Source organism: Desulforhopalus sp. (assembly GCA_030247675.1).
Lineage (GTDB): Bacteria > Desulfobacterota > Desulfobulbia > Desulfobulbales > Desulfocapsaceae > Desulforhopalus_A.
On sequence record JAOTRX010000003.1, the window covers coordinates 147,233 to 172,607 of the forward strand.

A 25,375-nucleotide genomic window follows, 5' to 3' on the forward strand; every position below is an offset into this window, starting at 1 on the left:
GGGGAGAGACCGGGTTTTTGGTCCAAAACCTGTTGAATATACGTCTAATCCTCGGTAGCTCAGTCGGTAGAGCAGGTGGCTGTTAACCACCTTGTCGGCGGTTCGAGTCCGTCCCGGGGAGCCAGAATTCAGAGGCTCGATTTCCCCAAAATCGAGCCTTTTTCAATATAGTCGGGGCGTAGCGCAGCCTGGTTAGCGCGCCTGCCTTGGGAGCAGGAGGTCGCAGGTTCGAATCCTGCCGCCCCGACCACTTGATTTAAAAAGGGTTTACGGTTTTCGCCGTAAACCCTTTTTTTGTTTCGCTGAACGGTGAGGGGCGCAACTTTGGGTCTACGTCAAAGAAGGGGGATGACTTATTCTGGTGGCCAAGATCGATCAAATTTCCAGTCTACTTACCCGCACAAAATTCTTACTCGCAATCGATAATTTTCAAAGTTTCTAAAACCGTATGCTCGCCGCTGAATAAGCTTCATTTTCCGGTGAAAGCCTTCGAGGATGCCATTGCTCTTAAAATAGCGAAACATGCGGGCAATGGGATTCAACCAGCTCGTTAGGCTCCTTCCCAGAGTTTTCATAGGCCTGAAATGACTTTCTTTTAGCAGTTCAATTTTCTCAAGCAAATCACCGAGCAGTTTTCTGCAAGCGGTTGAATTCTTCCCCTTGTTTCTACACAATTCAGCAAGATCCTGGCAGAAAATCCAGATACTCTTGATTGCAGGTTGCTGCTCAAAGTATCTTTCAAGTTTTTCTCTTTTCTGCGCAGTCAGTTTTTCTCGCCTGATACACATGATTCTGACCAAACCACCTCACCCCCATGCAAGGTTTTCTTCATCGATGATTTTACAAGTCTTTGAAAAGTGGTGATTGATAAGCTTGATAACATGAAATCTATCGGTAACTATCTTGGCGTTTGGAAACCATTTCTTCACCATTTTTCGATAAGGCGCATGCATGTCCATGCAGACCATCTTCACCCTTTTACGGCCTTGAAGTGATTTGAGAAAAGGTTGTAACTCAGCCTCACTGCGTCCTGGTGCTACATCGAAGATGCTGTGTCTTGCAAGATTGCAAAATGTTGTTACGAAGCCGATTTTCTTGCTGAAACGATGTTCGTCAATTCCCAGAATTGTAGGGCATAGGCGTTCGCTTTGGTGGCTGATTTTCTGCACAACCATCTGATGATAAAATCGTTCTACGGTTGCCACACTGATGCCACTTTCAGAAGTAGCATCCCGGTTTGAATACCCTCGCCTGCATATATTAAACACTGTACTTTTCAGTGGTTCAGTCGATCTGCCCCACTTTTTGATACCATGCATCCGGCTATTGAAATATCTGCCGCATTGTTTGCAGTGGAATTTGTGACAACGTACATGCAGTGTAACAGGGTGGCCTTGGCTGCGGGATGCTTTTGATTTCCCGCCAGAAACTAGCCTTTATCCGTTGATCAAAGCTGCCACATTCCGGGCATTGTGTTCCTTTACCGTAAGCGACTTCAAGTCGAGTCGGCCGCAGGGCAATTACTCTTTTTATTGAAAAGTCTGACAAACCGGTTAATAGTCTCTCCATAAATTGATTTCCTTTCTTTGGTCGGAAATTTGATCAATTTATGAGGCATACCAAAACGTTTTGGTATGCCTTTTTTATGGCTGGGATTTTTCCATCCCCTTTCTTTGAGGAAGAGCCCATACCCTAATCGCCATCTTTTAGATTCTCTTCAAGTATTTCCCATTTGTCAGATCACTCGGCTTTGTCCGAACAAACCTGATACGACAATAGGTGGAGTGCCATAATCCAACAAGATACACTTTGAATTCGAATACAGTCTATTTGAGGCCTCTTGGCATTAAACCGACAAATAACGATAGCCAATCGACTTTTCTTTGAATGTTATACGAATAAAAGGTTATAAACCACTGTTTGCTGAGAGATAACAAGCAGTCCTTCTTTCCTCAATAGACAGGGAGGCGGATGAATAGCCAGCAGCATGATTTAAATATGGATCCGCGCGTCATCGAGTCGGAACTCTATCGCTCGTCAAACGGAAAAGCTGGTATGAAAGAACCATGCCGTAAAGGGACTGCCTGGGGAAAAAGGTGGAAATACTCGCTTCGAGCCAAGGTGTCTCTGCTCTTTCTGGCTCTCACCCTCATGCCGCTGTTGATCATTGGCTATTTTTCTCATGTCTATGCCGAGCAGCTTCTCATTAAGATGGTGGTGCGCCAGCTGGAAAATGTGGCTGAAGACAAAGTATCGCTTCTGACCGCCTGGCTCGAGGAGCGCAGAGCAGACATGTCGATGGTGGCCGAAACGTCTCTGGTGGTAACCATGGACTCCATCCGGATTAACCCTTATCTCGATCTGATCAGGGAAAAGTACGATGTCTACAGAGAGCTGGTGGTGGTTTCCGGGACAGGAAAAATCATTGCCGCCAGCCCCCCAAACCCGGCAGACAGGACTCGGGTTTGGGATTCCAGGTACCAGGTCCGGGAGAATTTATACGTTTCCGACATTACCTATGCAAGCGATGAAGAAGAGTCTTTTTTTCTCATTGGTGCGCCTGTCCCAGCCACGAACGACGTTTCTGCCGGCATGGTTTACGGACGGGTGGGTACCGATAAAATAATCAATTCCATTCTCAAAGTATCTCTCGGCGCTACTGGGGAATGTTATCTCGTCGACCGGGAAGGCCGATTCCTGGCTCACAAGGAGCCCCGCCGGATTCTTACGGAAAACATTTCCCAGTCCGAGAGTTTTCGCAAGATTTTCGAAAAATCAGAACGTGCCGGCGCCTATCTTGACTATCGCGGAATCGAAGTCCTGGGCACTTCGCTTCAGGTTGGCGATACGAACTGGTATATCGTGGTTGAGCAGGATCGGGACGAGGCCTTTGCTGCCGCTGACAGGCTTAAGGGACTGCTTTGGCTTGCCTTCTTTCTCTGTATAGTGAGCGCCTTTTTTTTCGCTTCGATGATCAGTTCTCATATCGTCGCCCCCATTAGAAAGCTGAGCCTTTATGCGGCGCGGGTCGCCGACAGCAGATTTGACGAATCGCTTGAGAAAAGCGGGCGTCACGACGAAATCGGCACCCTTTTTTATTCTGTTACGGACATGGCAACGCGTCTGAGAGAGCGGCATCTCCAGTTGGAAGAGAAGGTCGGGCAGCAGGAAGCGGAGCTGAAAGAGACCGACTTGATGCTGCAGAAAACCCGGTTGATGGCCGAACGATCGGAAAAGTTTGCCGCCATGGGCCGCATGGGTGCGGCTGTTGCCCATGAAATCAGGACCCCGTTGACGTCCATCAAGCTCTTTCTGGAATCCGTTCAAGACGAAGTCAGCATATCCGCCGAGTTCGAGGAAGATTTTACGATCGCCATGAACCAGATCGGTCGTATCGAGGGCACCGTCAATCGCTTTCTCGATTTTGCCAAACCGCAGGATCTGGTTTTTGCCGATATTGATTTGAAGACTTTTTTGGTCAACCTCCTAACCATGGTACGGCCCCAGATCAATCGGCAGGAGTGTGTTCTATCAGTTTCAGTCGACGACCGGCTTCCCACCATTATCGGAGATCGAAAGCTGTTAGCCGAAGCGTTGATTAACGTGCTTGTCAATGCCCTGGACGCCCTGCCTGTGCATGGCACCTTGTCCGTATCGGCGAAGCAGGATACCTGCGTCATTGACGGGCGGGAGATCTCCTGCGTCCGAATTGATATCGCCGATACCGGTCAGGGTATCGCAACGGACCATATGAACAAGATCTTTGAACCGTTTTTTACCACCAAGACGACTGGAACCGGCCTTGGTCTGCCATTGGTGCTCACCACGATTCGTAACCACGGCGGGGTAGTCCGGGTAACCAGCAATATCGGCCAAGGGACGGTATTCTCTATTTTCCTGCCGGTGTCTGCAGATACCATTTCGAGCTGAAGATATGGAAAAGATAGTAGTGATCGATGACGATGGGGGCCTGCTTCACTTTCTGAGCCGCTTTTTTATTCGGAAAGGCTATGCTGTCACTGCCTGTGAGAACGCCAAGACCGCTCTCGATGCCATCTCCAAGGAAACCTTCGATCTGGTAATGCTCGACTATAAAATGCCGGATATCAACGGTTTGGACGCCTTGGTTGAAATCAAGAAGATCGACAGCAAGACCCCGGTGATCCTGATGACCGCCTACGGCACAATGGATCTTGCCATAGAAGCCATGAAACGCGGCGCCTATGACTACCTGGTAAAGCCGTTCGATCAAAACGATCTCACCCGGATTGTCGGTGAAGCCCTGGCCGTCAATCGCCAGATGAAGGATGTGGTGGTTTTTCCGTCTTCCGCCCCGGAGCATTTGACTTTTGCCTCGCCCCAGCGCTCATCACAGATCATAGGCAATAGCCGCAAGATGCAGGAAATTTACAAGCTTATCGGCCAGGTCGCGGAAAATAACGTGGCTGTTTTCATTACCGGGGAAAGCGGTACTGGAAAAGAACTGGCGGCCAGGGCCATTTATCATCACAGCAGTCGCAAGGATAAGCCGTTCATCGCCATCAACTGTGCAGCCATCCCCGAGGCGCTTTTTGAGAGTGAACTTTTTGGACACGAAAGGGGCGCTTTTACCGGAGCGGAGCGCACCGTCATTGGCAAGATCGAACGCTGTCACCAAGGGACCCTGTTTCTCGACGAGATCACCGAAATGTCGATGCCTTTACAGGCGAAATTATTGCGGGCGATTCAAGAAAAAGAAATCGAACGGGTCGGTGGCAACCGGGTTATTCCGGTGGATGTTCGAATTCTTGCTGCCACCAACAGGGATATCGAAAAAGAAGTAGAAGACGGCAGGTTCAGGGAAGACCTGTACTGGCGACTGAAGGTCATCTCGTTGCATATTCCTCCGTTGCGGGAACGGACGGAAGATCTTCCTGCTCTGGTTGGATATTTTCTGGAACGGTTTTGTCGCGAATATAAGCGAGAGCAGTGCTTTCTCAAAGAGGGCACGATACTCAAACTCACGGCCTATTCGTGGCCAGGCAATGTCCGCGAACTGGAAAATTGGCTGCGTCGGGCTGTGTTGTTGTCCGCAGGAAATCTCATAGATGACAAAGATCTGCCGATCCAGGTATCGGAGGATGAAAATCGCCCAATACCGGTGCGGGGCCATCTCCTGGAACGGCTGCGGAACGAGCTGGAACTGATTGTTCCCGCCTTGCTCCGACTGGGTGTCCCAAATGTCCACATCGACATCATTGAAATGGTGGAAAACGTTCTTCTTGATGCTGCATTGCGACAATGCGGCGACAATCAGGTTCAGGCGGCCAGACTGCTTGGGGTCAGCAGAAACACCCTGCGTCTTCGCTTGAAAAAGCTGCAAGAGCCACAAACCGCAGAACCTCAGAAGAGCTGACAGCTCTTCTCCTGTTTATCTTCTGCACAATAAACGATATGCTGTGCAGATTCGATACAGCCCTGCCATACTTCCGCAAATCGACCGCAATAGCTCTTTACCCGTTTTACGGCCTCTTCAAGGTGTGCCGGGGGTGGTTAGCAGTTTTGTTGGATACCCCATTCAAACGATTCCCCCTCCTCTCTCTCTTGTTTGGTTTTCTCTCATTATTTCAATTATTTATTTTAATTTTTTGGGGTCGGTTGAGATGGCATGAGCTTTGCTATCAAAGATTCCAGTTGAAGGTCATGTGGTCATGTTTACCGAGTTGATTCAACAAAAGGAGATCTTCTCATGCAGAGATACCACACCAATGAAAGGGATGAAACGGAAGCTGCAACACCGTCGGAGCCGCAAAAAGAGCAATTGGATCACCACGGAATCCTGGCCAGTGAAAGAATTGATGAAGTTCTCATGCTCTGCGATCGGAACCATCCGCTTTATGAACAGGTTTCCAGTTTTAGTGTCGCCCTCTATGTTCTCGGTTTTTTTGATTGTTCCGATTTCATGTCCTTTCATGACGTGTTGGTTTTTGAAGCAGCGGAGATTCTGCGGGAAGAGTATTCGCCCGTAGATTTCGACGACATTGAAGATGATTATCGCCTTTCAAAGTCGAGAGAACGGTATCTTCTGGTGGTTGGCGACCCGCTGTTTCCTGTTCATTTTGCGGTCCTTGTCAATAAGGGCGCGATACGCCCGTACTTTTCAAAGCTGCCGTTATTTGGTGCCGGCTATGACAGTCTTGAAGAACTCGTGACGGAATTTTGCGGCAAGGAGGGGGTAAAGTCTGAGGATTTTCACTATTACCGAAAATCCAGCCCGAAAAGTTCCTTCCGTTTCCCCACTGGTATTATCTATATCGTCAACAAATAACCACAATTCACCATGCATCATGGTGACAGGAGGAGAATGTATGTCAGTTATTGAGAAGGTCATTGCCAAGGTCAAACAACTCGATCCCGATCAACATGAATTTCACCAGGCGGTGACTGAGGTTATGGAAACGCTGGAACCGACAGTGGAGCGGCACCCGGAGTTCGTCAAGGCTGGTATCTACGAGAGAATTGTCGAACCGGAACGATCCGTTACCTTTCGGGTTCCATGGGTCGATGACAAGGGCCAGGTAGTTGTCAATCGGGGGTTCCGCGTCCAGTTCAACAATGCTATCGGCCCTTTTAAAGGAGGTATCCGCTTTCATGCGTCGGTCAACCTCTCCATTATCAAATTCCTGGGCTTTGAGCAGATATTTAAAAACTCACTGACCACGTTGCCCATGGGTGGAGGCAAAGGCGGGTCCGATTTTGATCCCAAAGGGAAATCCGACGGAGAGATCATGCGCTTCTGCCAGGCCTTCATGCGCGAGCTGTTCCGTCATATAGGCCCGGAAACCGATGTTCCGGCCGGTGACATCGGGGTTGGCGGTCGGGAAATCGGTTATCTGTTCGGTTACTACAAGAAGATCAACAATGAACATACCGGGGTGTTGACCGGCAAGAGCCTCGAATATGGCGGCAGTCTCATCCGGCCGGAGGCAACCGGCTACGGCACGGTATATTTCGCCGCCGAAATGCTGGCAACCAGGGGGCTCGATCTCAGGGGTAAAGTGGTGGCGGTGAGCGGGGCGGGCAACGTCGCCCAATACGCCATTGAAAAAATCAATCAGGTGGGCGGCCGGGTTATCTCGGTGTGCGATTCGAACGCCACTATCATCGACGAACAAGGAATCGATCAAGACAAATGCAACTACTTGATGGAACTGAAAAACATCCGGCGCGGCAGGGTGAGTGAATATGCCGACAAATATAAAGCGCTTTGCGTCGAAGGGAAGAATGTCTGGGATGTGCTCCGGGAACAGGGCATTAAAGTAGATATCGCCTTGCCTTGCGCCACCCAGAATGAGCTCGATGTGCAAAACGCCAAGGCGTTGGTGGACAACGGCTGCATCTGCGTGGCCGAGGGGGCGAATATGCCGTCAACGCCGGAGGCTGTCAGGATTTTCCGGGAGTACAACCTTCTCTATGGCCCGGGAAAGGCGGCCAATGCAGGTGGTGTTGCCACCTCGGGCCTGGAAATGAGCCAGAACAGCCTCAAGCTTTCCTGGACTCGGGAAGAGGTCGATGCCCGGCTGTTGATCATCATGAAAAGCATTCATAAATCCTGCCTGGATGCAGCGGCAGCCTACGGCAAGAAGGGCGATTATGTCATGGGTGCCAATATCGCCGGGTTCACCAAGGTGGCTAAAGCCATGTTGGCCTATGGGGTGGTTTAGCCGTGCTGGTTAACGGAATAATTTCCTTTCAGCTGTGGCATTAAAGGGGGTTTGAACCGGGGATCGGCAAACAGAAGTAACGCGTCCTGTTTGCCGCAACATGGTTCAGTCCCCTTTTGTTATCCGTCAGCTGCTATCGCTGGTTTTTTCCGATTTGAGATAACATAACACCTGCTGGGATTCGACGTCCGAATGTATGATCAATCCAGTCTCACGAACCTCGGCCACCTTGACCACAGGGGCCAGGTATCCATCCGCCGGACTGATGGCCGCCAGCCGGTTGGGCAGAGACAGCAACCAGGGGCTGTTGAAATGTACATCCGCTTGTTCCGGATAAATGGCCATATAAAAGATCTTGGTTTCGATGAGATCATGGAAAAAATGGGTGCCGAACGATAGATCCGGGATCAGACTGCCATGCCGGTAGCTGATTTCCGCCATCGCCGTGATGTGGTTGATCTCTGAAAAATGGACGGGCACCCCCATCGCCGGGGTTTGTGTTCCCCACCGGCCAGGGCCGAGCAGCAAGGTTGGGTTTCCTTCCCGATCAACAATGCTCCGGTTCAGCTTGCCGATCAGGCGGGCAACGCTGTATTTCTCCGAAAGTGAAAGCTGAATGTACTGTTCCGGATCGACGAAAATGATCAGCGCGATCGGCTGGATGATATTGCCGCCGATGAACCGGCCGTCCATGCGAACAAAAACGTCCGCGGTGGGAATCGCATCAGGCAGGGGACTTCCGGCACTCATGCCGATGGTCTGAAACGGGCGGCACTGCAGTAGGTTGAGCTGGATCTCTCCGACCTGATTAAAGTTGACGGTAAATTCAATATCCACTGGATGGCGGTAGACCTGTTTCAAACGATAAAGGAGCGAACGCATGATCTCAATGAACGGGGTTGTCGTCAGGAACGGATCAAATGTCAGAATCCGCTGGTCTCTTTCCGGCAATCCCATGTCCCGTTGAGCCTGCAAGGCCTCCGTGTCACGAACAGTCAGCAGATCAATATTTGCCGAGACACTTTGTTCCAACATTGCCTCAAAGGTAACGCTTTCAATGCGGTTTTCCTTGAGATTCAAGACGTCGACATAGTGTTGGGAAAATCTTCGAATATCCTTCATGTCGGACAGCGGCTTGACTAACGGGTCATCGAGAGCAATGATCCTCGGATAATCGTTTTCCACCCGGTCGACCGCCCGTGTACCTAAACCATAGACTAGACGTACCATACCCGCCTGCGGGTCCATGCCTTTTTTCCAGACGAACGGATTGTGCGACAGTCCAACTCCGGCCATCTCCGGGAAGAAACAATCTTTTTGATAGGCTCCCGATACCCGCTGGACGAGCAGGGCCATCTGCTCGTCCAGCTGATCGAGGCCCCGCTGGAGGCGGTAGGCAAGGGCATCCTCATTCATGATACTTGCGAAAATATGGCGAACCGTTGTCTCGAAGATTTCGTAGCGCTTTTCCGGTGGGCCCTGGTTGACACAAAAACAGCTTTCATATTTGCCGGCGAAGGCGCTTCCGAATGCGTCTTCAAGCAGGCTGGAGGAGCGGACGATAATCGGCGACTGGCCGAAATACTCGAGCATCAGCTTAAATTGTTCATTGATCTCGTCGGGAAAGACTCCGGTCAACAGGCGTTGACGCAGCTCTGCCCCACGTTCGAAATAACCTTCCCGCGTCTTATGGGCCATGAAAAGCTTCCACCAGCCGTTTTGGACGATGTAGCTGTAAAATATGTCGGAACCGATATAGAAGGAATCATGTTGTTCCAGGACATCGTTCCAGTCGTGGCCGGAGTCGCCGGCGAGGATTTTGCGCGCCAACAGCATTCCCACCGATTTACCGCCGATGAATCCGGTACCGATCAGGCGCACCTTGATCCGCAGCAGATCATCCAGGGTCAGATGCTCCCTGATCAGCGACAGCAGCTCCTTGTTTCTGGTGAGCAACAGGCGGCTAAGCTGTTCCACCATGTCCTGCTTTTCCTCATCCGGCGCCTCCGAGGCGTTGAGGGCTCCAGCTTGGATGAAGAGGTGGTCCCAATAATCGAGATGGCGATGAGCAATACCGGCCTTGTGACGGAAGAGATGGCTGAACAATTCGGAGGCATCGACACTGTTGATCACCGGATCAAGATTGTCCTTCCGCTTGATATGCGGGAAAAACATGGTAGGTGAATAGCGATGCTGGACTTTTATCGGATGTATGCAGATTCGCCCCTTGTAGTTGTAAACATCAATGAGCACCTGGGTGATCTCCCTGATCCGGGCAATTACCTTGAAGGAGTGGCGGTCGCGAAGGATGGCGAAATAGGCGATGGTATTCAGTTCATAGAGATAGGGGCAAGTGATGGAAAAAAAATCGCCGATCATCAGATCCGTGGCCCACACATGCAGCAGATCGGACAGGGAATCAAAGACATAGGCGACGTCTCTGCCCTCTTGCGTAATGATACTATGGACTTGCGAGGAAAATGATTCGAAGCCTTGGGCCTCGCTAAGCTGGTAGACCGTTACTTTGTCGCGACGATCCTCCAGCATGGGCAAATGGCGGGCGAAACGGAGATAGACCACCCGCTTATTGTTCGTCAGGGCGCAGTTGACAAAGTCTTTTACCAAACGCTGATAATCGTCTATTGCATCCACCTGCCAGACGACGTTGTCTCCGGGGCGCAGATGGTCGATAATCCGGTCCAGGCTTTCCCAGCCTGTGCTGATCGATGCATGAGAGGCCATAAGACATATCCTTTTCGAGTTGATCTTTTAGGCTCGTTGTATAATAGCTTATCTCCCGGAAAATTGATATGATGTAGGATTTTATTCAGTTCCAAAAAGGTGCTCCCCGGCAGATCTCCATCTCCAGGGGACCTTTTTCCGGCTGATTTTTTTGGTGCCTTACAGTCTATGCCACAAGTGTCCTGTCATATCTTGCTGGCATGCCACTCGATTATCGATTGCTCTTTATGTCTATGGCGCAAACCGAAGCTCGTTCTCCTTTCAGACTATACAGAGATCAGCCGTCCAGATATTTCCACAACTACCATGATGCTATCGCTCTATAGGGTTTCCATTTATCGCCAATTTCTTCAAAAACTGCTGTTTCACCAAATAATGATTTTACCGCTTCAGCAAGCTGGCACATCAATTCTTAGTCAAGCCAACTAGCAGCCGCGGCTCGCCCTGAGTCAACCGCGAAAATTTTAACATCATCTCCATTTGACGATCTTGTGATCGTTTGAATCAAATTGGATGTCAAATCAACAAAAAAGGTGGGGTTTTTAAAGATCGCTGATTCAAGTAACTTTTTAATATTATTTAATAGCGGTAAGTTGCTGAATCGTGTGTTTTGAAGGTGCTGTCCCTTGGAAGCAGGAGGTCGTGTGTTCGAATCATACCGCCCCGACCACTGATTTACAAAAGGTTTACGGTTTTTGCCGTAAACCTTTTTTGCCAAAATTTCTCAGGGGGAAGAGACGAGTGTAATGATGTCAAGGTTTGGAGTATTTCATGCGAATATCGTGAAATGCCGTCAATCTTCCCCCTGTTACGTGATGTTCGTATCGAGCAGTTACTTGAACACTTCGACCCTGTTTCTGCCGGTTTCTTTCGCTTTGTAGAGAGCAGTATCAGCCATTGAAACGAGTTTATCAGCATTGACCGGTTTGTTATCTTGCAGAGAAGATACCCCGATACTTACCGTTACCTGGAGTTCGGTGGTTCCATCGTTGTAAATGAGGCTCTCAGCGGAACTCCGTAATTTTTCGGCAATGAATGTGCTGTCTTTCAAATCGCAACCCTGAAGCAGTATAACGAATTCCTCCCCTCCATATCTTGCGACAACATCGGAGGTCCTTTCGGTGTTCATTAAGATTTTCGAAAACTCTTTAAGAACCAAATCACCATAAGCATGACCGTATTTGTCATTAACTTTCTTGAAATAATCAAGGTCGATGAGGATACAGCCAAGATGTTCACCGGAATATTGGCAATGGGCGAAGCGGGTGGCAAGCTGCGATTGAAAAAAGCCTCTATTGTACACGCCGGTCAGGGCATCATGCTCAGCTTGATATTGAAATTTCAGGTTAAGAAGTTCTAATTCTTTAGTGTACTTACGGTTTCTGAGGTGGGTTACTATCCGCGACCGGAGCTCTTCTTCAATAAAGGGTTTTGGCAGGTAATCACTGGCCCCAGCCTTGAAAATGTTGAGGATGACTTTCTTCTCGGTAATGGAACTGATAAAAAATATTGGAACCTGCTCAAAGGCCTCAATGCTCCTCAGGGTCCTGCATAATTCTACGCCGCTTATTCCCGGCATGATGTAATCGGTGATGATGAGGTCAATGGCGAATTTCTCTTTTTTGACCAATTCCAGCGCTTGTGCACCATCGGAAACCTCGAAGATGTTTTTTAAGCCATGTCTGGAGAGAATGTTGCGGACAATGCGGCTGATAAATGGCGAGTCCTCGACGATCAGTGCCGACATGCCGGTAAACTGTTCGGCGGCATTGAGGATGTTATTGACGGTGCTTAACATCTTGCCGGGAATAAATGGTTTGCTGATGAAATCAATAACTTCAAGTTCGTAACCTTTTTCTCTGTTTTCTATATTGTCATTTGCGGAAACGAAGATTATCGGTAATGCGGCTATGCGTTTCTTTTTTTCATCATCTGAATTGGCACCTGCCCGGATTTTTGCGCAGAGTTCAAGGCCATTCATATGCGGCATATCGATATCGAGTGACAGGAGATCCGGAAGCGGGTCCACCCAGTCAAGCATCGTCAGGGCTTCCTTGCCATTTTTTGCCAGAATGACTTCATAATCTGCGCCGGATAGTTCCCGTTGGATGATTTTCCTGATGGTTGATGAATCATCAACAACCATGATTGATTTGCTTTGCATAGAATTTTTGCTCCGCTTTTTATACTACAAGGGCATACGTTTCGTTTGAGCAGACAGGCTGCTCAACTCAGCTTTAAAGTGGAAATGAACTTTCGGGCGGTTGGTATTGAGGAATCGTCCGGCGCCGGATGACTTTTCCCGGGGGCCTAATACCTTGTGTATTTTGTTCGCCTGTTTGGGTATGATACATCAAATCCGCAGCAAATAACGAGGGAGCCGGAGGCATTTTTCAATATTTCTTCCGGCATTTGATGACATGGCAGGCAACCTACATCTGAAGGCAGGTTTTTCATTGCCAATCGAATGGTAACCGTCAATCAGCCATAAAGGTCCGAGGCCTTGGCCTTTTTTTGCGAAATGGAGCAGAGGGAAGTATTTATGACAAGCCAAGAAGAATTCCTGAGGGAACAGATAGAGAGGATCAAGATCATTTTGGCGGAATCTCAGGATAATCTTGATAAAAATCCGGATAATTACAGTGCTAGGCTACTGCTGATGACTACCGAGAACTACCTGGCTGATCTGGTGGTCCAACTCGACAGGTTGAGGTCCGACCAATGAGGCGCAGCGACACCAGGAATGTGAAGGTTCACCGGTGCTCTTGATCCTTTTCGGCATCGAGGTACCATTCTTCTTTCCCATATAAAACCTTGACGCATTCCGGGCAGATGCCGTGGCTGAATGACGCATCGGAATGTTCCTGTATATAGACTTCAACCTGGTTCCAATAGCCTTTATCGTCACGGATTTTCTTGCAGTTGGCACAGATCGGCAGCATTCCCTTGAGTTGTCTGACGTTTGCAAGGGCTTCTTCGGTTTTCCGGTTCTCTTCAATTAAACTTCGGGTATATGTTTCAATCTTTTGTTCATGGGATTGAATCATTTTACGGATCAGTTTCTCAAAAGTTACCAGGATGGCAACAGAGAGCAGCAAGGCAATGCCAACAACGATACTTGTAATAATGATTTGCCTTTTGAAGGTTGTGCGCATCTTGCTGCTTTCAGCTGCCACCAGCTGGTCAATGTCATCAAGGTACACACCAGTGGCCACAACCCAGTTGAAAGGCTCATAGAGTTTGGCAAACGTCATCTTGTGGGCGATTGTATCGGAACCGAGCTTCTTGAAATAATAGTCGAAATACAGTTCCCCTTTGCTCTTTATCCCATTTAATTCGGTCTCATAGGGATGATTTCCCTTGATATCGGTGGTCTTGGTGGAAAGCCAGGACCCTTCCGTTTCCGGCATGTTGGGATGGATTTGTCTGATGGCGTATTTGTCGCCTCCCTGATAATCGACAATACGGTTGACCCAAATATAGCCATCGTCAATGAGGCGTAAGTTGCGAATGTGGGTGCTGATGCGCTGTATGGCTATCTCGTCAATTTGTTGTTGAGAGAGGGTGCTGGACTCATGAGCACTTTGAGCAAGCTTTCTCTCGGAGTCGATGAGAAAGATCGTCCGGTTTACCGCGTCACTCAGAAAGCGCTTTTTTTCATTAATGATTCCGGTGGAGAGTTGCTCAACCTTGATTTGGTACTCTTTGTTTAAACTTTCTGTAAAAACAAGGCCTAGGGTAATGGCAATCAATAAAATCGATGATACCGAGCCGAAATAAAAAAGCGTTCGAATCTTGTCTTTTTCCACTTGAATCATTGCATCACACTCTTGGTATTGATCACAACAGGCCCCCAATTCGCCCAAGGGGAGGGGATAGTACCTGCTGCAAATCGGATTGTAGTGTAGTAATGGTATCTGAAAAAAGGGGAAATGATAATTTAAAAAGGCGCGTCGAGCGGCTTACCTGCACAAATGAAAGGTATGCCCTTGCGGTATAAGCCAAGCCGGTCGAGGTGGCTCTTTTGGGCACCGACCACCCACTTCTATTAAGGATCAAAATGAAAAAAACCTTCACATTAACCGACCCAAAAATCAGAAAAGACAGACTTGTCGAGGCAGTTCGGCATGATATCAAAAAATATATAAAGAGAGAGCGGAACAAGAAACTGCCGGAAGGAGTGGACTTTTGGGATTTCGACTGCAGATTTGGTCAGACAGAGGAGGAGGCAAAGGAGATCCATCTGTCTGAAATCACCAAGTCAATTGATAAGATCGTGGAGCTGCAGTTAGACTCTTTTTATCTGGAGATTCTCGCCAAACCTGGGCATAGAACAAAAAAGCCCAAGGAGACTCCTTGATCTGCTAAGATTAGCCGCCGGCAGAGGCCTTGAGAAAGGTGCCGTTGCGGTATTCCTGGAAGGCCTGCAGGAGTTCTTCCGCGGTATTCATGACGATTGGTCCCTGCCAGGCGATGGGCTCGCGCAGGGGTTTACCGGCGATAAAGAGGAAGCGCAGACCGTGGTTGCCGGCAGTGACGACGATTTCCTCGCCGTCGGAGAAGGTGACCAGGGTGGTGTTGCCGCACTCGCTTGCCGCATCCGGGGCGAAGCGGCCAAAGCCGTCGATGACGTAGGCCATGGCGGTATAGCCAGGGCGGGTTGGATGGTTGATGCTACCGCCGGCGGGCAGGGTGATGTCGAGATACTCGGGGTCGGTGCTGATATCGGTGACCGGTCCGCGGGTGTCGCCGACCCGGCCGCAGATGATCTTGATCCTTGCCCCCGATGGTAGCTGCACCTCGGGAATCTCCCCGGCGGTGATACCGCGGTAGCGGGGCGGGCACATCTTTTCGCTGGCCGGGAGATTCAGCCACAGCTGAAAGCCGTGCATCGCCCCGTTGGCGTCGCCCCGGGGCATCTCCTGGTGGATAATACCGCCGCCGGCGGTCATCCACTGCACGTCGCCACCGGCGATGACTCCGCGATTACCAAGGCTGTCGCCGTGCTCGGCCTCGCCCTTCAGCATATAGGTGATGGTCTCGATGCCGCGGTGGGGATGCCAGGGAAAGCCTTTGAGATAGTGGCTCGGGACATCGGAGCGAAAGTCGTCAAGGAGGAGAAAAGGGTCGGTAAGCTGGGGGCTGTGGAAACCGAAGGCCCTTCGCAGGTGGACGCCCGCGCCTTCAAGGGTGGGGACACTGGTGGTGGTGCCGCTTATCGATCGTATCGTACGCATGCTCTGTTCTCCATGTTTTAGTTGTGTTTCTCACCTTCTCTGGGTGAGGACCTCCAGCACCATCGCGATGTCGGCCTCGGTATGGGCGGCATTGATCTGGAAGCGGATGGTCTCGTTGCCCCTTGGCACCACCGGAAAGGTCAGGCCGACGACGAGGATGCCGGCCTCGAACAGACGCTTCACCAGGTCGTGGGTTCTCAAGGTGTTGCGGATTAGCATCGGCACCACCGGGTGCGGGCCGGGGATGCTTTCAAAACCAAGTCTTTCCAGGCCCGCGCGAAATTGCTGGGTGCGCTGCCGGAGGTTTTCCAGCCGCTTCTGTCCCTCGGCGCCGTCGCAGACATCAAGGGCCGCGGTGGCCGCGGCGCAATCGGCCACCGACAGCGGATTGGTGTAGATATAGGTGTCGGCCTTCTGGCGCACCGCCTCGGCAAGTGTCTCACTGCCGGCGATAAAGCCGCCGTTCACCCCAAAGGCCTTGCCGAAGGTGCCGATGATGATAGCCGGCGTCCTGCCGCAGAATTCCGGGGTCCCCCGGCCGGTTGCCCCGTAGGCGCCGATGCCGTGGGAATCGTCGACAACGGTGACGACTCCGTCCGGGAATTTATGGCAGTAGCGATCGGTGATGGCGCAGATTTCGTTGATAGGGGCGTAGTCGCCGCGCATGCTGAAGATGCCGTCAAAGATCACCACAACCCTGGTTGCCTCCGGCGGCACCATGTCGAGGCAGCGCTCCAGGTCGGCCATATCGTTGTGTTCGTAGATACTTTTGTTGCTGCCGGGCACCCCGGCGATGCGCATCGCCCGGATGATCGAGTTGTGGTTGAGCTGGTCGCCGATCCAATAGGTGGTCCTGTTGCTAAGGGTTAAAGCCAGGCCGCAGTTGGCGGTGTAGGCCGAGTTGAAGATCTTCGCCGCCGCCTTGTCGACAAAGCGGGCGACACGCTCTTCCAGGGCGACATGATAGCTGTAGGTGCCGTCGATGAAGCGCACCGCCCCGGGGCCGACGCCGCAGGCGTGGGTGGCGTTGTCAGCCCTGGCAATAAGCAGCGGGTGGTGGGAAAGGGAAAGGTAGGAGTTGGAATTCATGCGGAGAAAGCGCCCCTTCTCGCCCCGCAGGGAATAGCGTGGCCCGAACTCGCCTGCTGGTGGGTGATAGGCGGCGATGATCCGCTCCGGTGGCTTGGCCCGTCCGTCCGCCTGCAATATTGCCAGTTCCGCCTGTAATGCCTTGTCAAGCTGGTTGTCGGTCATGCTCTTCCCTCTCTGCCCAATTGAGAATAACCTTGCCGGACTTGCCCGAGCGCATCACCGCAAAGGCCTCGGCAAACTCGGTGTAGTGAAAGCGATGGGTGATCAGCGGCGTGATGTCGAGGCCGGTCTGGATCATCGAGGTCATCTTGTACCAGGTCTCGTACATCTCCCGGCCATAGATGCCCTTGATGGTCAGGCCGTTGAAGATCACCGTGTTCCAGTCGATGCTTGTCGCCCCGGGCATGATGCCGAGCATGGCGATCTTGCCGCCGTGGCAGATATTGTCGAGAATGGCTGTAAGGGCCGCGGGGTTGCCGGACATCTCCATGGCCACGTCAAAGCCCTCCTTCATGTGCAGCTCCTTTTGCACCAGGGCAAGATCTTCCCGGCCGGCATCGACCAGGCGCGTCGCCCCGACCCGGGCAGCCAGTGCCAGGCGGTAGGGATTGACATCGGTGACCACCACGTGCCGCGCTCCGCCGTGCTTGGCGATGGCCGCGGCCATGCAGCCGATCGGCCCGGCGCCGGTGATGAGGACGTCTTCGCCGAGGATATCGAAGGACAGGGCGGTGTGCACGGCGTTGCCGAGGGGGTCGAAGCAGGCCAGGACATCGAGGGGGATGGCCGGGTCGCAAAACCAGACATTGGTGACCGGAATGGCCAGGTACTCGGCAAAGGCGCCAGGGCGGTTGACGCCGACGCCGCTGGTCTTCATGCACAGGTGGCGCCGACCGGCCAGGCAATTGCGGCAGTGGCCGCAGACGACATGCCCTTCGCCGGATACCAGATCACCCGGTTTGCAGTCGTGGACATTGTCGCCGACCTGGTCGATTATGCCGACGAACTCATGGCCGATGGCCATCGGCACCGGGATGGTCTTCTGCGCCCAGGCGTCCCAGTTGAAGATATGGACGTCGGTGCCGCAGATGGCGGTGCGGAGAACCTTAATCACCACCTCATTGCTGCCGGGTCTTGGCCTCGGCACCTCTTCCAGCCAGAGGCCCTCCTCCTTCCTTGCTTTGACCAGCGCCTGCATCGTTTGCATCTGCCGCTCCCGAAGAGATGATAGAGAAATAAATGCCGTAGAAAAATGCTATCATAAGGTTTGCGAAATTTGTAGGTGATTTCCTGGATCGTGGGGGCAGGGTCCACCTCGGGGTAATTTGGCTGGTTGCATTGACAGGAGGGGGATTGCGCTTTAATTTTCTCCTTGCATTTCCACCCCGCCGTTTGTGGCGGAGAGGCCGGCCGGCAAGGCCAATCACCATTGCTAACGGAGAAAAGAAAAAATGAGACCCCTGCTGCTTTTGACCGCCGCCGTCCTCCTACTTCTTGGCGGATGTACCCAGGATACCCAGAATAAGTTCGGCCGCGCCGTACAGAACTGGACCGGAACCGATGGCATCCTTGAGGTCTACGCCGGTGATAAATTGGTAAAAAAGTTTATCAAGATCGATAAACTGACGACTGCCACGGCTTCAGCCGGCAAATTGGAACGGCCTTACCGTTTTGGCTACGGTATCCTTGACGCCAATCTCAACGGCGCCGTCGATCCCGGTGAGAAAAAGGTCTACTTCGAGTTCAGCGATTACTCGACATCGTATATTTTCTACGAAAATCCCTGATAATCCCAATCCTGTCGCAAGGGCATACGATTCGTTTGAGCAGACAAGCTGCTCAACTCAGCTTTATACCGCAAGGGCATGAGTTTCGTACAAGCAGGCCAGGTGCTTAACTCAGCTTTATTCCGGCTGGTACGCGTGGAACTGCCGGTTGAGGAGCGTGCCCCATTTTTCGTTATAGGGGTGTACTGCGTGTACCGGCAGGTTTCCTCGCCACAGCGGATAGTCCTTGTTGGCCCAGGTGAAGATTGAACCGCGCAGGTTGCGGACATTGGTAAACCCCAGTTTGCCGAGTTTTTTGGCAAAGGCGGCGGAACGGACACCAACCGAGCAGTAGGCGACGATGGGGGTGTCTTTTGGGTAAGCAATATCCTCCACCCTGGTGATATTGACCGCCTTGGCCAGATGGCTGACCGCGAATTCCTCTTTTTCCCGGACATCGATTAGAACCGGAGGCTGTCCCCTGTCGATGGCGGCCTTCAATTGGTCCACCTCAAGGCTGACGACGTCCGGGTATTGCCGGGCGATGATGCCATAGATGTCTTCCCAGGTCGGTTTACCCCAGGAAAAACCGATGAGCAAGAGGGCGAGTGGCAAGATGTGGCACAGGGCAAGGTATGGTTTCATTGCCGTTGCTCGGGTAATGATAAGTGTCAACAGCCGCAGGAGGACGGGGCCTTGCCGCGGAGCCTGGCGATCCAGTTGTTGATGATATAGGCGGCGCAGCCGCAGCCGTCATCGGGGTTGACATAGATTGCCGCGGTTGGACAGTTTTTTGCGCAGGCGCCGCATTCCATGCAGGCGTTAGCGTCGAGAATCTCCGCCTTGCCGTTTTCTACCCGGAAGATGCGGTGCGGGCAGACGGTCCGGCAATTACCGCAGCCGATGCATTTGTCGACTGCCAAGCGGAGGATAGCGGTGTTGTCTAAGTATCTAAATCCTTTCACATTAGCTCTCCATTATTACGACACGAACGGACCGGCCAGCCAGAGCAGGAAGGCGAGGGTCGTCGAACCGATTTGAAAGGCCAGGCCGTGGCGCATCTCTTTTGCTACCCCGGACAGCGAGGTGAAGGGTGTTGAACCGGTAAAATTCATCGCCAGAAAGGCCGAACAACCACTGACCCAGAGAAAGATTGCCGCCATCTCGCCGCCGTGTATCCCGTGCAGGCCGGCAAGGAGCACGGCTCCGGCCAGTCCGCCGGCCACCGCACCCTTCAGCCAGAACTGGCGAAACGGCAGCCACGGCAGGAGCAGCGGCGTGGCCACCGCCCCGGCAAGGATTGCCGCAAGGGTGGCAATAAGCAGGACAGCGCCGCGGCCAAGGGCCATATCAAACGAGAAAATGTCCGGCGATATTCCCGACAGTAAGAAAAATACCACCGCGGAGATCGCCAGCTGTTTCCAGATCAGGCAGATTTCCAGAGGAATAAGGACCGCCCGTTCGCGCAGGGTAAAGGTGACGGTGCGCATCGCCTCGCTAGCCTCGCCCCGGCGGAGGAATTCCGGCAGATCGGCCGCCAATATCGGCCCGAACCGGCCCCTGAAGCCGCACAGCCGTTTGAGATCATGGGCGGCAACACCGTTGGCCGAGAGCTGGGGCAGGATCAGTTCTCTATGGCTGACGACCTTGTCGAGTTGCGCTCGCTGCACCTGATAGGCGATCTCCTCGGCGGAGAAGGTGCCCTTACCGGCGGCGCACCAGACATTGATACCCCGGGTGTCGATGACCAAGATCCACAGGGCAAGCCCGCCGAGTTCCCGGCGCAGGGCGTCAAAACTGAGCTTGTAGTTGGCGGTAACCAGCACCGGCGACTTGTCATCCGGTTCACCCAGGCAGTAGAGGCCGGGGGTAATCTTATAGTTGTTGCGGGTAAGGCCGGTGCGGGCGCCTATGGTGCCGAGACCATCGCGCAGCGAAAGGGCGGCGGCAACCCGTGGCACGGGACCGGCCGGAGTGTCGATAAAACCCTCGACGAAGGGGAGGATGGCATAACCGGCGCGTTCATTGCCACTGGACCGTGGCGGCGGTTTTGGCCCTCAGCAGGGTGCATCGGGGATTTCCGGTGGTGTCTGGTGCAGGGGCAAAAGCTGGCGCAAGGGGAGTATCTGTTGTTGGAACTGGGTGCTCACACGGTTCTCCGGAAGAATAATTGTCATTGCAAGGGTCAGAAAGAGGGGATGGGCTGCTCGGTGTCCCAGCCCCTCTGGTCATATCCCCATTTATGTAAGCATGGCCAGGCCTTTTGCAAGGTCTTCGCGGAGGTCGTCGCAGTCTTCCAGGCCGATACTGAGGCGGATGATGGTTGTGCCAGCATACCTCGACGGGGTAGAGCGCACGACTTTGGCGGCGGTCAGCAGGCTCTGGTAGCCGCCCCAGCTGTAGCCAAGACGGAACAGAGCCAGCGAGTCGATGAAGGCAGCGAGCTCCGCCTCACTGTAGTCTTTTTTAAAGGTAAAGGCGAAGAGGCCGGAGGCGCCAAGGAAATCCCGCTTCCAGATATGGTGTTCGGGATGACTGGTCAGGGCCGGATGGAGGACCGTATCCACCTGCGGCAAGGTCTGCAGCCAGTTGGCAAGACTGAGGGCCGACTGTTCGTGCTGGCTTAGCCTTGTGGCCAGAGACTGCAGGCCGCGCAGGGCGAGATAGCATTCCTCGGCCGGGGTGTAGATCTCCAGCAGTTTATAGAAATCGGCAAAGGTCGTGGCGTGGCGTTCGCCGACGGTCACCGTGCCAGCAAGCACGTCGGAGTAGCCGCAGATATATTTGGTCACCGAGTGGATGGTGGCGTCGATCCCCAGCTCAAAGGGCTTGAGATACAGCGGTGTGGCCCAGGTGGCGTCGAGGATGGTGACGATATTTTTTCGGCGGGCGACGGCGGTGATCGCCGGGATGTCCTGGAGTTCGAAGGTCAGGGAACCGGGCGACTCCAGGAAGATCAGGGTGGTGTTCGTCTGGATAAAGTCTTCGATCTCCGCCCCGACATTTGGTGGCACAAAGGTACAACTCACCCGGTATTTATGCAGGACCTTGCGGCAAAAGCGCTGGCCCGGGCCATAGGCATTGTCGACTATCAGGATATGGTCGCCGCTTGCGGTAAAGGCCATCAGGGCGGTCTGGATAGCGGCGATGCCCGAGGGGAAGACCCTGGTCATCGCGCCGCCCTCAAGTTGGCGCATCGCCTCCTCGAACTGCCGCTGGGTGGGCAGGCGGTCGGTGCCGTAGCTGATCCCCTGATACTCGTGGCGGCCGGCTTTGGCCATATCTGCATAGCAGTCGAAAAGCACCGTCGAGCCCTTATAGCTGGGCGGATTGATGGTTGCCGCCGGGGTGGTGTCTCGTTCCTGCCAGTTGGTGGCGATGATTCGGGTGGCGTCTTTCATGTCTTTCACCTTGCAGTTTTGTCCGTCCGGATAGCGGGAGAACCCTTGTTGGTTGACTGTACCATAAGAAAAACGGTATAAGGGAGAAAATCCCTTAATATCTGTAATCTTTGCAGCAGTATCTGCAGCAACTTGAGCCCTTGAGCCCGCATGCCGAACAGCGACAAACCAGCTTCCCTCTTCTTTGACAAAAACGACTACGAGCTGTTGCGTATTGTCAACGATGTCCTTGCAAGAACTGAAAGCTCGAAGACCCTGCGCTCACTCCTGGCCGAGCATATGCACCCGAACGGCATCAAGGAGATGGCGGCGGCGCGGGGCCTGCGTATTGCCTTTGCCATTGCCGGCCTGCTCGGGTCCTTCGAAGAAGGAAGGCCGGCTGACCGCATCAAGTCGTTGCGCTCGCTGCGCGACGAGGTCTTTTTATCCTCGGCCACCTTCCATCAGGTGAACACTGCCAGGGTCTTGCTGCAGATCATGAAGGAATTGCTGCGCAGCCGCGACAACCAGATGCGCCAGTTGAAACTCGCCCATGATTTCCGCATGGTATCGACCGGCAATCCCCGGACGGTGCGCAAGCAGCTGGCCAAATACCATCTACTGGAAATGCCCGAAGAGTTCAACCAGTTCACCTTCGACGACCATGTTCACGATGCCAATACCAAAGGCCGCAAATCCCCCACCCACCTCCTCATGGATGCCTGGATCAAAGGGATCTGTCATCTCACCGTGGTGTATTATAACCATGTCAGTCCCGAGGTGGTTGAAGAGCTGATCGAGGCCAGTGCAATTCTGGATATTAAGGTGCAGGTGGGCATTGAGATGTCCGCCCGCTTCCACGACAAATATGTCCGTTTTACCTGGGAACCGCACGGCTTTACCGGCAACAGATCGTTTCTTAAATTTTTAGAGGAAGAGGCGGTCATGAAACTCCTCGACGAGGGCCGCGAGGTGTCGCAGTACCAGCAAAAATACGTCTTTGATGTCCTGGAGGTGTACAATAACCGGCACCGGCACAATCTCCATCTTGAGCTTCAGCTCGATCTTCAGCCCCTGCAACTACATGATTTTCTCCGTTTCGTCGGCGCCGGCCAGCCCTCGGTGCTGCACCTTGCCCGGTTTATCCACAACGCCCTCGACAGGGAGATAGCCAAGGAACTGCCGGGCCTGCTGGACGATCTGGTCGGGGCCAAGGGCGAAAAGAAGACCCTGCTGGAGGGGCGTCTTGTCCTCCTGAAGAAATACACCGTAGAAAAACTGATCGACCAGATCCTTCAACCGTCTTGTAATCCCGAGGTGCATGACCCGGCCCATCTCGAGGACGGCATTGACCTTCCCGTCCTTCTGCAAAATACCCCCAAGTCCCTGCTGGCACGACTGTTCTCCCTGCATTCCAGCTCGCGTTTTACCCTCAACCTCAGCAACCTGTCCATTCAGGACGCCCTGGAGCTGCTGTATACCTGCGAAGGGATGATCAGCCATATTGAGACCTATAATCTCAAAACCGCCGCCCACGGGGTGACCGCCAGTCACGTCCACGGTGCCTTCGCCGGCGACGCGGTTGATCTGAGGAGTCCCGAAAAGCACTACAGCCTGATCAGCGCTTTGCAGCAGGCCCTCAATGAGGATAACGTCATCACCCTGAAAAGGGCCATCCGGGCAATAATCTGGGATTTTGAAGAACAGCAGATACAGGTGAAAAAGTGCGTGGATCTGTTGCCCGAAGACAGACCGGAGAGGAAACGGCTCTACGACGAATATGGGCGGATGCTTGACAGGAAAGGGGATCTGATCGACATTCTTTATGATCTTGAGACCTTTCAAAACTACTACAAAAAACGCCACCTCGGCTCGCGCATTGGCTCGGGGTCTACCGGTCAGTCCGAGGACCAGTACGGCATGGGCCTGGTGGTGCTCGACACCCTCCCCCCCGCCAGCAGAAAGAGGGTACGCGAGGAGATTGCCAGGAATAAACGGCTCCTCCTGCCGGTCAGTGCCTTTTTAACGAAACACAGCCACAGCCGGCGCCATAATTTTTCCGAAAAGAGCTTTGCAAAAAAGAGTTTTTGGGAAAAGTTGCGGCTGGTCAAGACCAAGTCCGGTATGCCATGGTTCGATTGGAGTCTCGACGGCCTGGTGGTTCATCCGGGACGGCCGGGCAACGTAGCCACCCTCGGCGGTATCAGCCGTAATGACGACGATATTGACAAGCTTTTGAGTGGAACCGCCCAGGTCGAAGAAAAGATCAGGAATCCCTGGACCTATCTGAACACCAACCTTAAGAATACCCTGAAGGTCCTGCTCGGGTTCATTCCGGCATTCCTGACCTTCAGTCTGACTAAGGACTGGTGGGTCCTGGCCTATCTGGGCGCCTTTATCTGGTTCGGCATCACCGGCCTGCGCAATATCATCCAATCGGTGCTCGGTGGCGGCGGACTGAGCCGGTCGCCGCTGCTGCCATGGAACTCGCTGGTCAGCTGGAGCCGTATCTCCGATTCGCTGCTGTATACCGGTTTTTCCGTGCCACTCCTTGATTACCTGGTTAAGACCCTGCTCCTTGACCGGGGCTGCGGCATTACCACCGCCACCAACCCCATCCTCCTCTACGCGGTCATGGGGCTTGCCAACGGTATCTATATCAGCAGCCACAATATCTTCCGGGGTCTGCCGAAGGCCGCGGCCAGAGGGAACTTTTTCCGCTCTATCCTTGCCATTCCCCTGGCGGTCATCCTCAACTCGGCAGTCGGCCTGGTGCTGCATCTTTGCGGGATTCCCGATGTGGCGGGGATCTTGCAAAAGTGGGCGGCGATCATCTCCAAATTCGCCTCCGACTGTGTCGCCGCGGTCATTGAGGGTATGGCCGACCGCCAAACCAACATCCGGGCCCGGCTTGCCGCCTACCAGGCGAAGATTTCCCAGCTCTTTGCCGTCTTTGCCCGAATGGAGCTGCTGTACCCGGAAGAGGATGTCCTGGAAATTCTGCAGTCGCCGAAGATGATCATTGAGACCCTCAATTACGAGGCCCGCGACCAGGAGAAGATGATCATCGTCAATGCCCTCGATCTCATGTATTTCTGGATGTACCAGCCGCGGGCCCGGCGGGCGCTGGGGATTATCCTGGAGCAGATGACCAGGGAGGAATGGCTGATCTTTTACCGTTCGCAACTGGTATTAAAGCGCTACCGGGAAATCAGCCAGGTTTTTGTCGATGGCCTGGTCGGCCGGAATTTTTCCAAGGCCCTATCCTTCTATCTCGATCGTTCGGAAGAGTATTTGAATGACCTGGAAAAGCTTGGTAATTCAAAGAAATGGGGTGGCCAGACCGGTTGAACCGGCCATTCGTTGGCCGATCAGGGAATATCCCTATCTGCCCGGAAAGCTTTGTCCGAGGTGCTTGACTTCCTTTTGTCCGGCCATAGTGTAATCGGCAGTCA

General features: G+C 53.0%; 18 protein-coding genes, 2 tRNA genes and 1 pseudogene. 10 read left to right on the forward strand and 11 right to left on the reverse strand.

The annotated features are described in order from the left end of the window. Nucleotides 1-48: 48 nt before the first annotated feature. Nucleotides 49-124 (forward strand) — tRNA-Asn (locus OEL83_07915). 48 nt (nt 125-172) lie between these two features. Next, nucleotides 173-250 (forward strand) — tRNA-Pro (locus tag OEL83_07920). A gap of 142 nt (nt 251-392) precedes the next feature. Here OEL83_07920 and OEL83_07925 read toward each other — a convergent pair. Beyond that, nucleotides 393-1,175 (reverse strand): annotated as a pseudogene (locus tag OEL83_07925) (ISL3 family transposase). 796 nt (nt 1,176-1,971) lie between these two features. Between OEL83_07925 and OEL83_07930 the strand changes: the two are divergent. The 4 genes from OEL83_07930 (at nt 1,972) to gdhA (ending at nt 7,703) form a co-directional block, all read left to right on the forward strand. Further along, a complete protein-coding gene (locus OEL83_07930; protein ID MDK9706964.1) occupies nt 1,972-3,930 on the forward strand; it encodes an ATP-binding protein in 1,959 nt (652 codons plus the stop codon). 4 nt (nt 3,931-3,934) lie between these two features. Further along, nucleotides 3,935-5,395 carry a sigma-54 dependent transcriptional regulator gene (locus tag OEL83_07935; GenBank protein MDK9706965.1) on the forward strand — a complete coding sequence of 487 codons (1,461 nt, stop codon included), beginning with the start codon at nt 3,935-3,937 and terminating at the stop codon, nt 5,393-5,395. 333 nt (nt 5,396-5,728) lie between these two features. Then, entirely contained in the window at nt 5,729-6,307 is a 579-nt protein-coding gene (locus tag OEL83_07940; protein MDK9706966.1) for a hypothetical protein, read from the forward strand. Between the two features lie 40 nt (nt 6,308-6,347). After that, a complete protein-coding gene (gene gdhA / locus OEL83_07945; GenBank protein ID MDK9706967.1) occupies nt 6,348-7,703 on the forward strand; it encodes an NADP-specific glutamate dehydrogenase in 1,356 nt (451 codons plus the stop codon). 126 nt (nt 7,704-7,829) lie between these two features. Here gdhA and OEL83_07950 read toward each other — a convergent pair whose 3' ends face one another. After that, nucleotides 7,830-10,445, reverse strand: coding sequence for a PEP/pyruvate-binding domain-containing protein (locus OEL83_07950; protein ID MDK9706968.1), 2,616 nt, complete (start codon nt 10,443-10,445; stop codon nt 7,830-7,832). An 832-nt stretch (nt 10,446-11,277) separates the two neighbouring features. Continuing rightward, nucleotides 11,278-12,609, reverse strand: coding sequence for a diguanylate cyclase (locus OEL83_07955; protein ID MDK9706969.1), 1,332 nt, complete (start codon nt 12,607-12,609; stop codon nt 11,278-11,280). A gap of 378 nt (nt 12,610-12,987) precedes the next feature. Here OEL83_07955 and OEL83_07960 point away from each other — a divergent pair, with 378 nt between their 5' ends. After that, entirely contained in the window at nt 12,988-13,170 is a 183-nt protein-coding gene (locus OEL83_07960; GenBank protein ID MDK9706970.1) for a hypothetical protein, read from the forward strand. A 28-nt stretch (nt 13,171-13,198) separates the two neighbouring features. Here the strand turns inward: OEL83_07960 and OEL83_07965 are convergent, their stop codons facing one another. Next, the gene (locus tag OEL83_07965; GenBank protein ID MDK9706971.1) at nt 13,199-14,263 is read right to left on the reverse strand and encodes a cache domain-containing protein; all 1,065 of its coding nucleotides are present in this window, start codon (nt 14,261-14,263) and stop codon (nt 13,199-13,201) included. Between the two features lie 242 nt (nt 14,264-14,505). Here OEL83_07965 and OEL83_07970 point away from each other — a divergent pair, with 242 nt between their 5' ends. Further along, a complete protein-coding gene (locus tag OEL83_07970; GenBank protein MDK9706972.1) occupies nt 14,506-14,805 on the forward strand; it encodes a DUF6172 family protein in 300 nt (99 codons plus the stop codon). Between the two features lie 10 nt (nt 14,806-14,815). Here OEL83_07970 and OEL83_07975 read toward each other — a convergent pair whose 3' ends face one another. From OEL83_07975 to tdh, 3 genes are read right to left on the reverse strand one after another with little or no spacing between them, the layout of a single operon-like run. Further along, nucleotides 14,816-15,682: a pirin family protein gene (locus OEL83_07975; protein MDK9706973.1), complete on the reverse strand. Its 867-nt coding sequence runs from the start codon at nt 15,680-15,682 to the stop codon at nt 14,816-14,818. A gap of 30 nt (nt 15,683-15,712) precedes the next feature. Further along, the gene (locus OEL83_07980) at nt 15,713-16,936 is read right to left on the reverse strand and encodes an aminotransferase class I/II-fold pyridoxal phosphate-dependent enzyme (protein MDK9706974.1); all 1,224 of its coding nucleotides are present in this window, start codon (nt 16,934-16,936) and stop codon (nt 15,713-15,715) included. Beyond that, nucleotides 16,917-17,981 carry an L-threonine 3-dehydrogenase gene (tdh, locus tag OEL83_07985; GenBank protein MDK9706975.1) on the reverse strand — a complete coding sequence of 355 codons (1,065 nt, stop codon included), beginning with the start codon at nt 17,979-17,981 and terminating at the stop codon, nt 16,917-16,919. Before tdh ends, OEL83_07980 begins: the two co-directional genes overlap by 20 nt. 244 nt (nt 17,982-18,225) lie before the next feature. Between tdh and OEL83_07990 the strand changes: the two genes are divergently transcribed. After that, complete coding sequence (locus tag OEL83_07990) at nt 18,226-18,561, forward strand: hypothetical protein (protein ID MDK9706976.1); 336 nt, start codon at nt 18,226-18,228, stop codon at nt 18,559-18,561. Between the two features lie 117 nt (nt 18,562-18,678). Here the strand turns inward: OEL83_07990 and OEL83_07995 are convergent, their stop codons facing one another. The 4 genes from OEL83_07995 to metC form a co-directional block, all read right to left on the reverse strand. Beyond that, nucleotides 18,679-19,185, reverse strand: a complete 507-nt coding sequence (locus OEL83_07995; GenBank protein ID MDK9706977.1) for a rhodanese-like domain-containing protein — start codon at nt 19,183-19,185, stop codon at nt 18,679-18,681. A 26-nt stretch (nt 19,186-19,211) separates the two neighbouring features. Further along, nucleotides 19,212-19,505, reverse strand: coding sequence for a mercury methylation ferredoxin HgcB (gene hgcB / locus OEL83_08000; GenBank protein MDK9706978.1), 294 nt, complete (start codon nt 19,503-19,505; stop codon nt 19,212-19,214). 15 nt (nt 19,506-19,520) lie between these two features. Continuing rightward, a complete protein-coding gene (hgcA, locus tag OEL83_08005) occupies nt 19,521-20,690 on the reverse strand; it encodes a mercury methylation corrinoid protein HgcA (GenBank protein ID MDK9706979.1) in 1,170 nt (389 codons plus the stop codon). 90 nt (nt 20,691-20,780) lie between these two features. Further along, complete coding sequence (gene metC / locus OEL83_08010) at nt 20,781-21,941, reverse strand: cystathionine beta-lyase (protein MDK9706980.1); 1,161 nt, start codon at nt 21,939-21,941, stop codon at nt 20,781-20,783. A 150-nt stretch (nt 21,942-22,091) separates the two neighbouring features. Between metC and OEL83_08015 the strand changes: the two genes are divergently transcribed. Continuing rightward, nucleotides 22,092-25,271: a hypothetical protein gene (locus tag OEL83_08015; GenBank protein ID MDK9706981.1), complete on the forward strand. Its 3,180-nt coding sequence runs from the start codon at nt 22,092-22,094 to the stop codon at nt 25,269-25,271. The last annotated feature ends 104 nt before the right edge of the window (nt 25,272-25,375 follow it).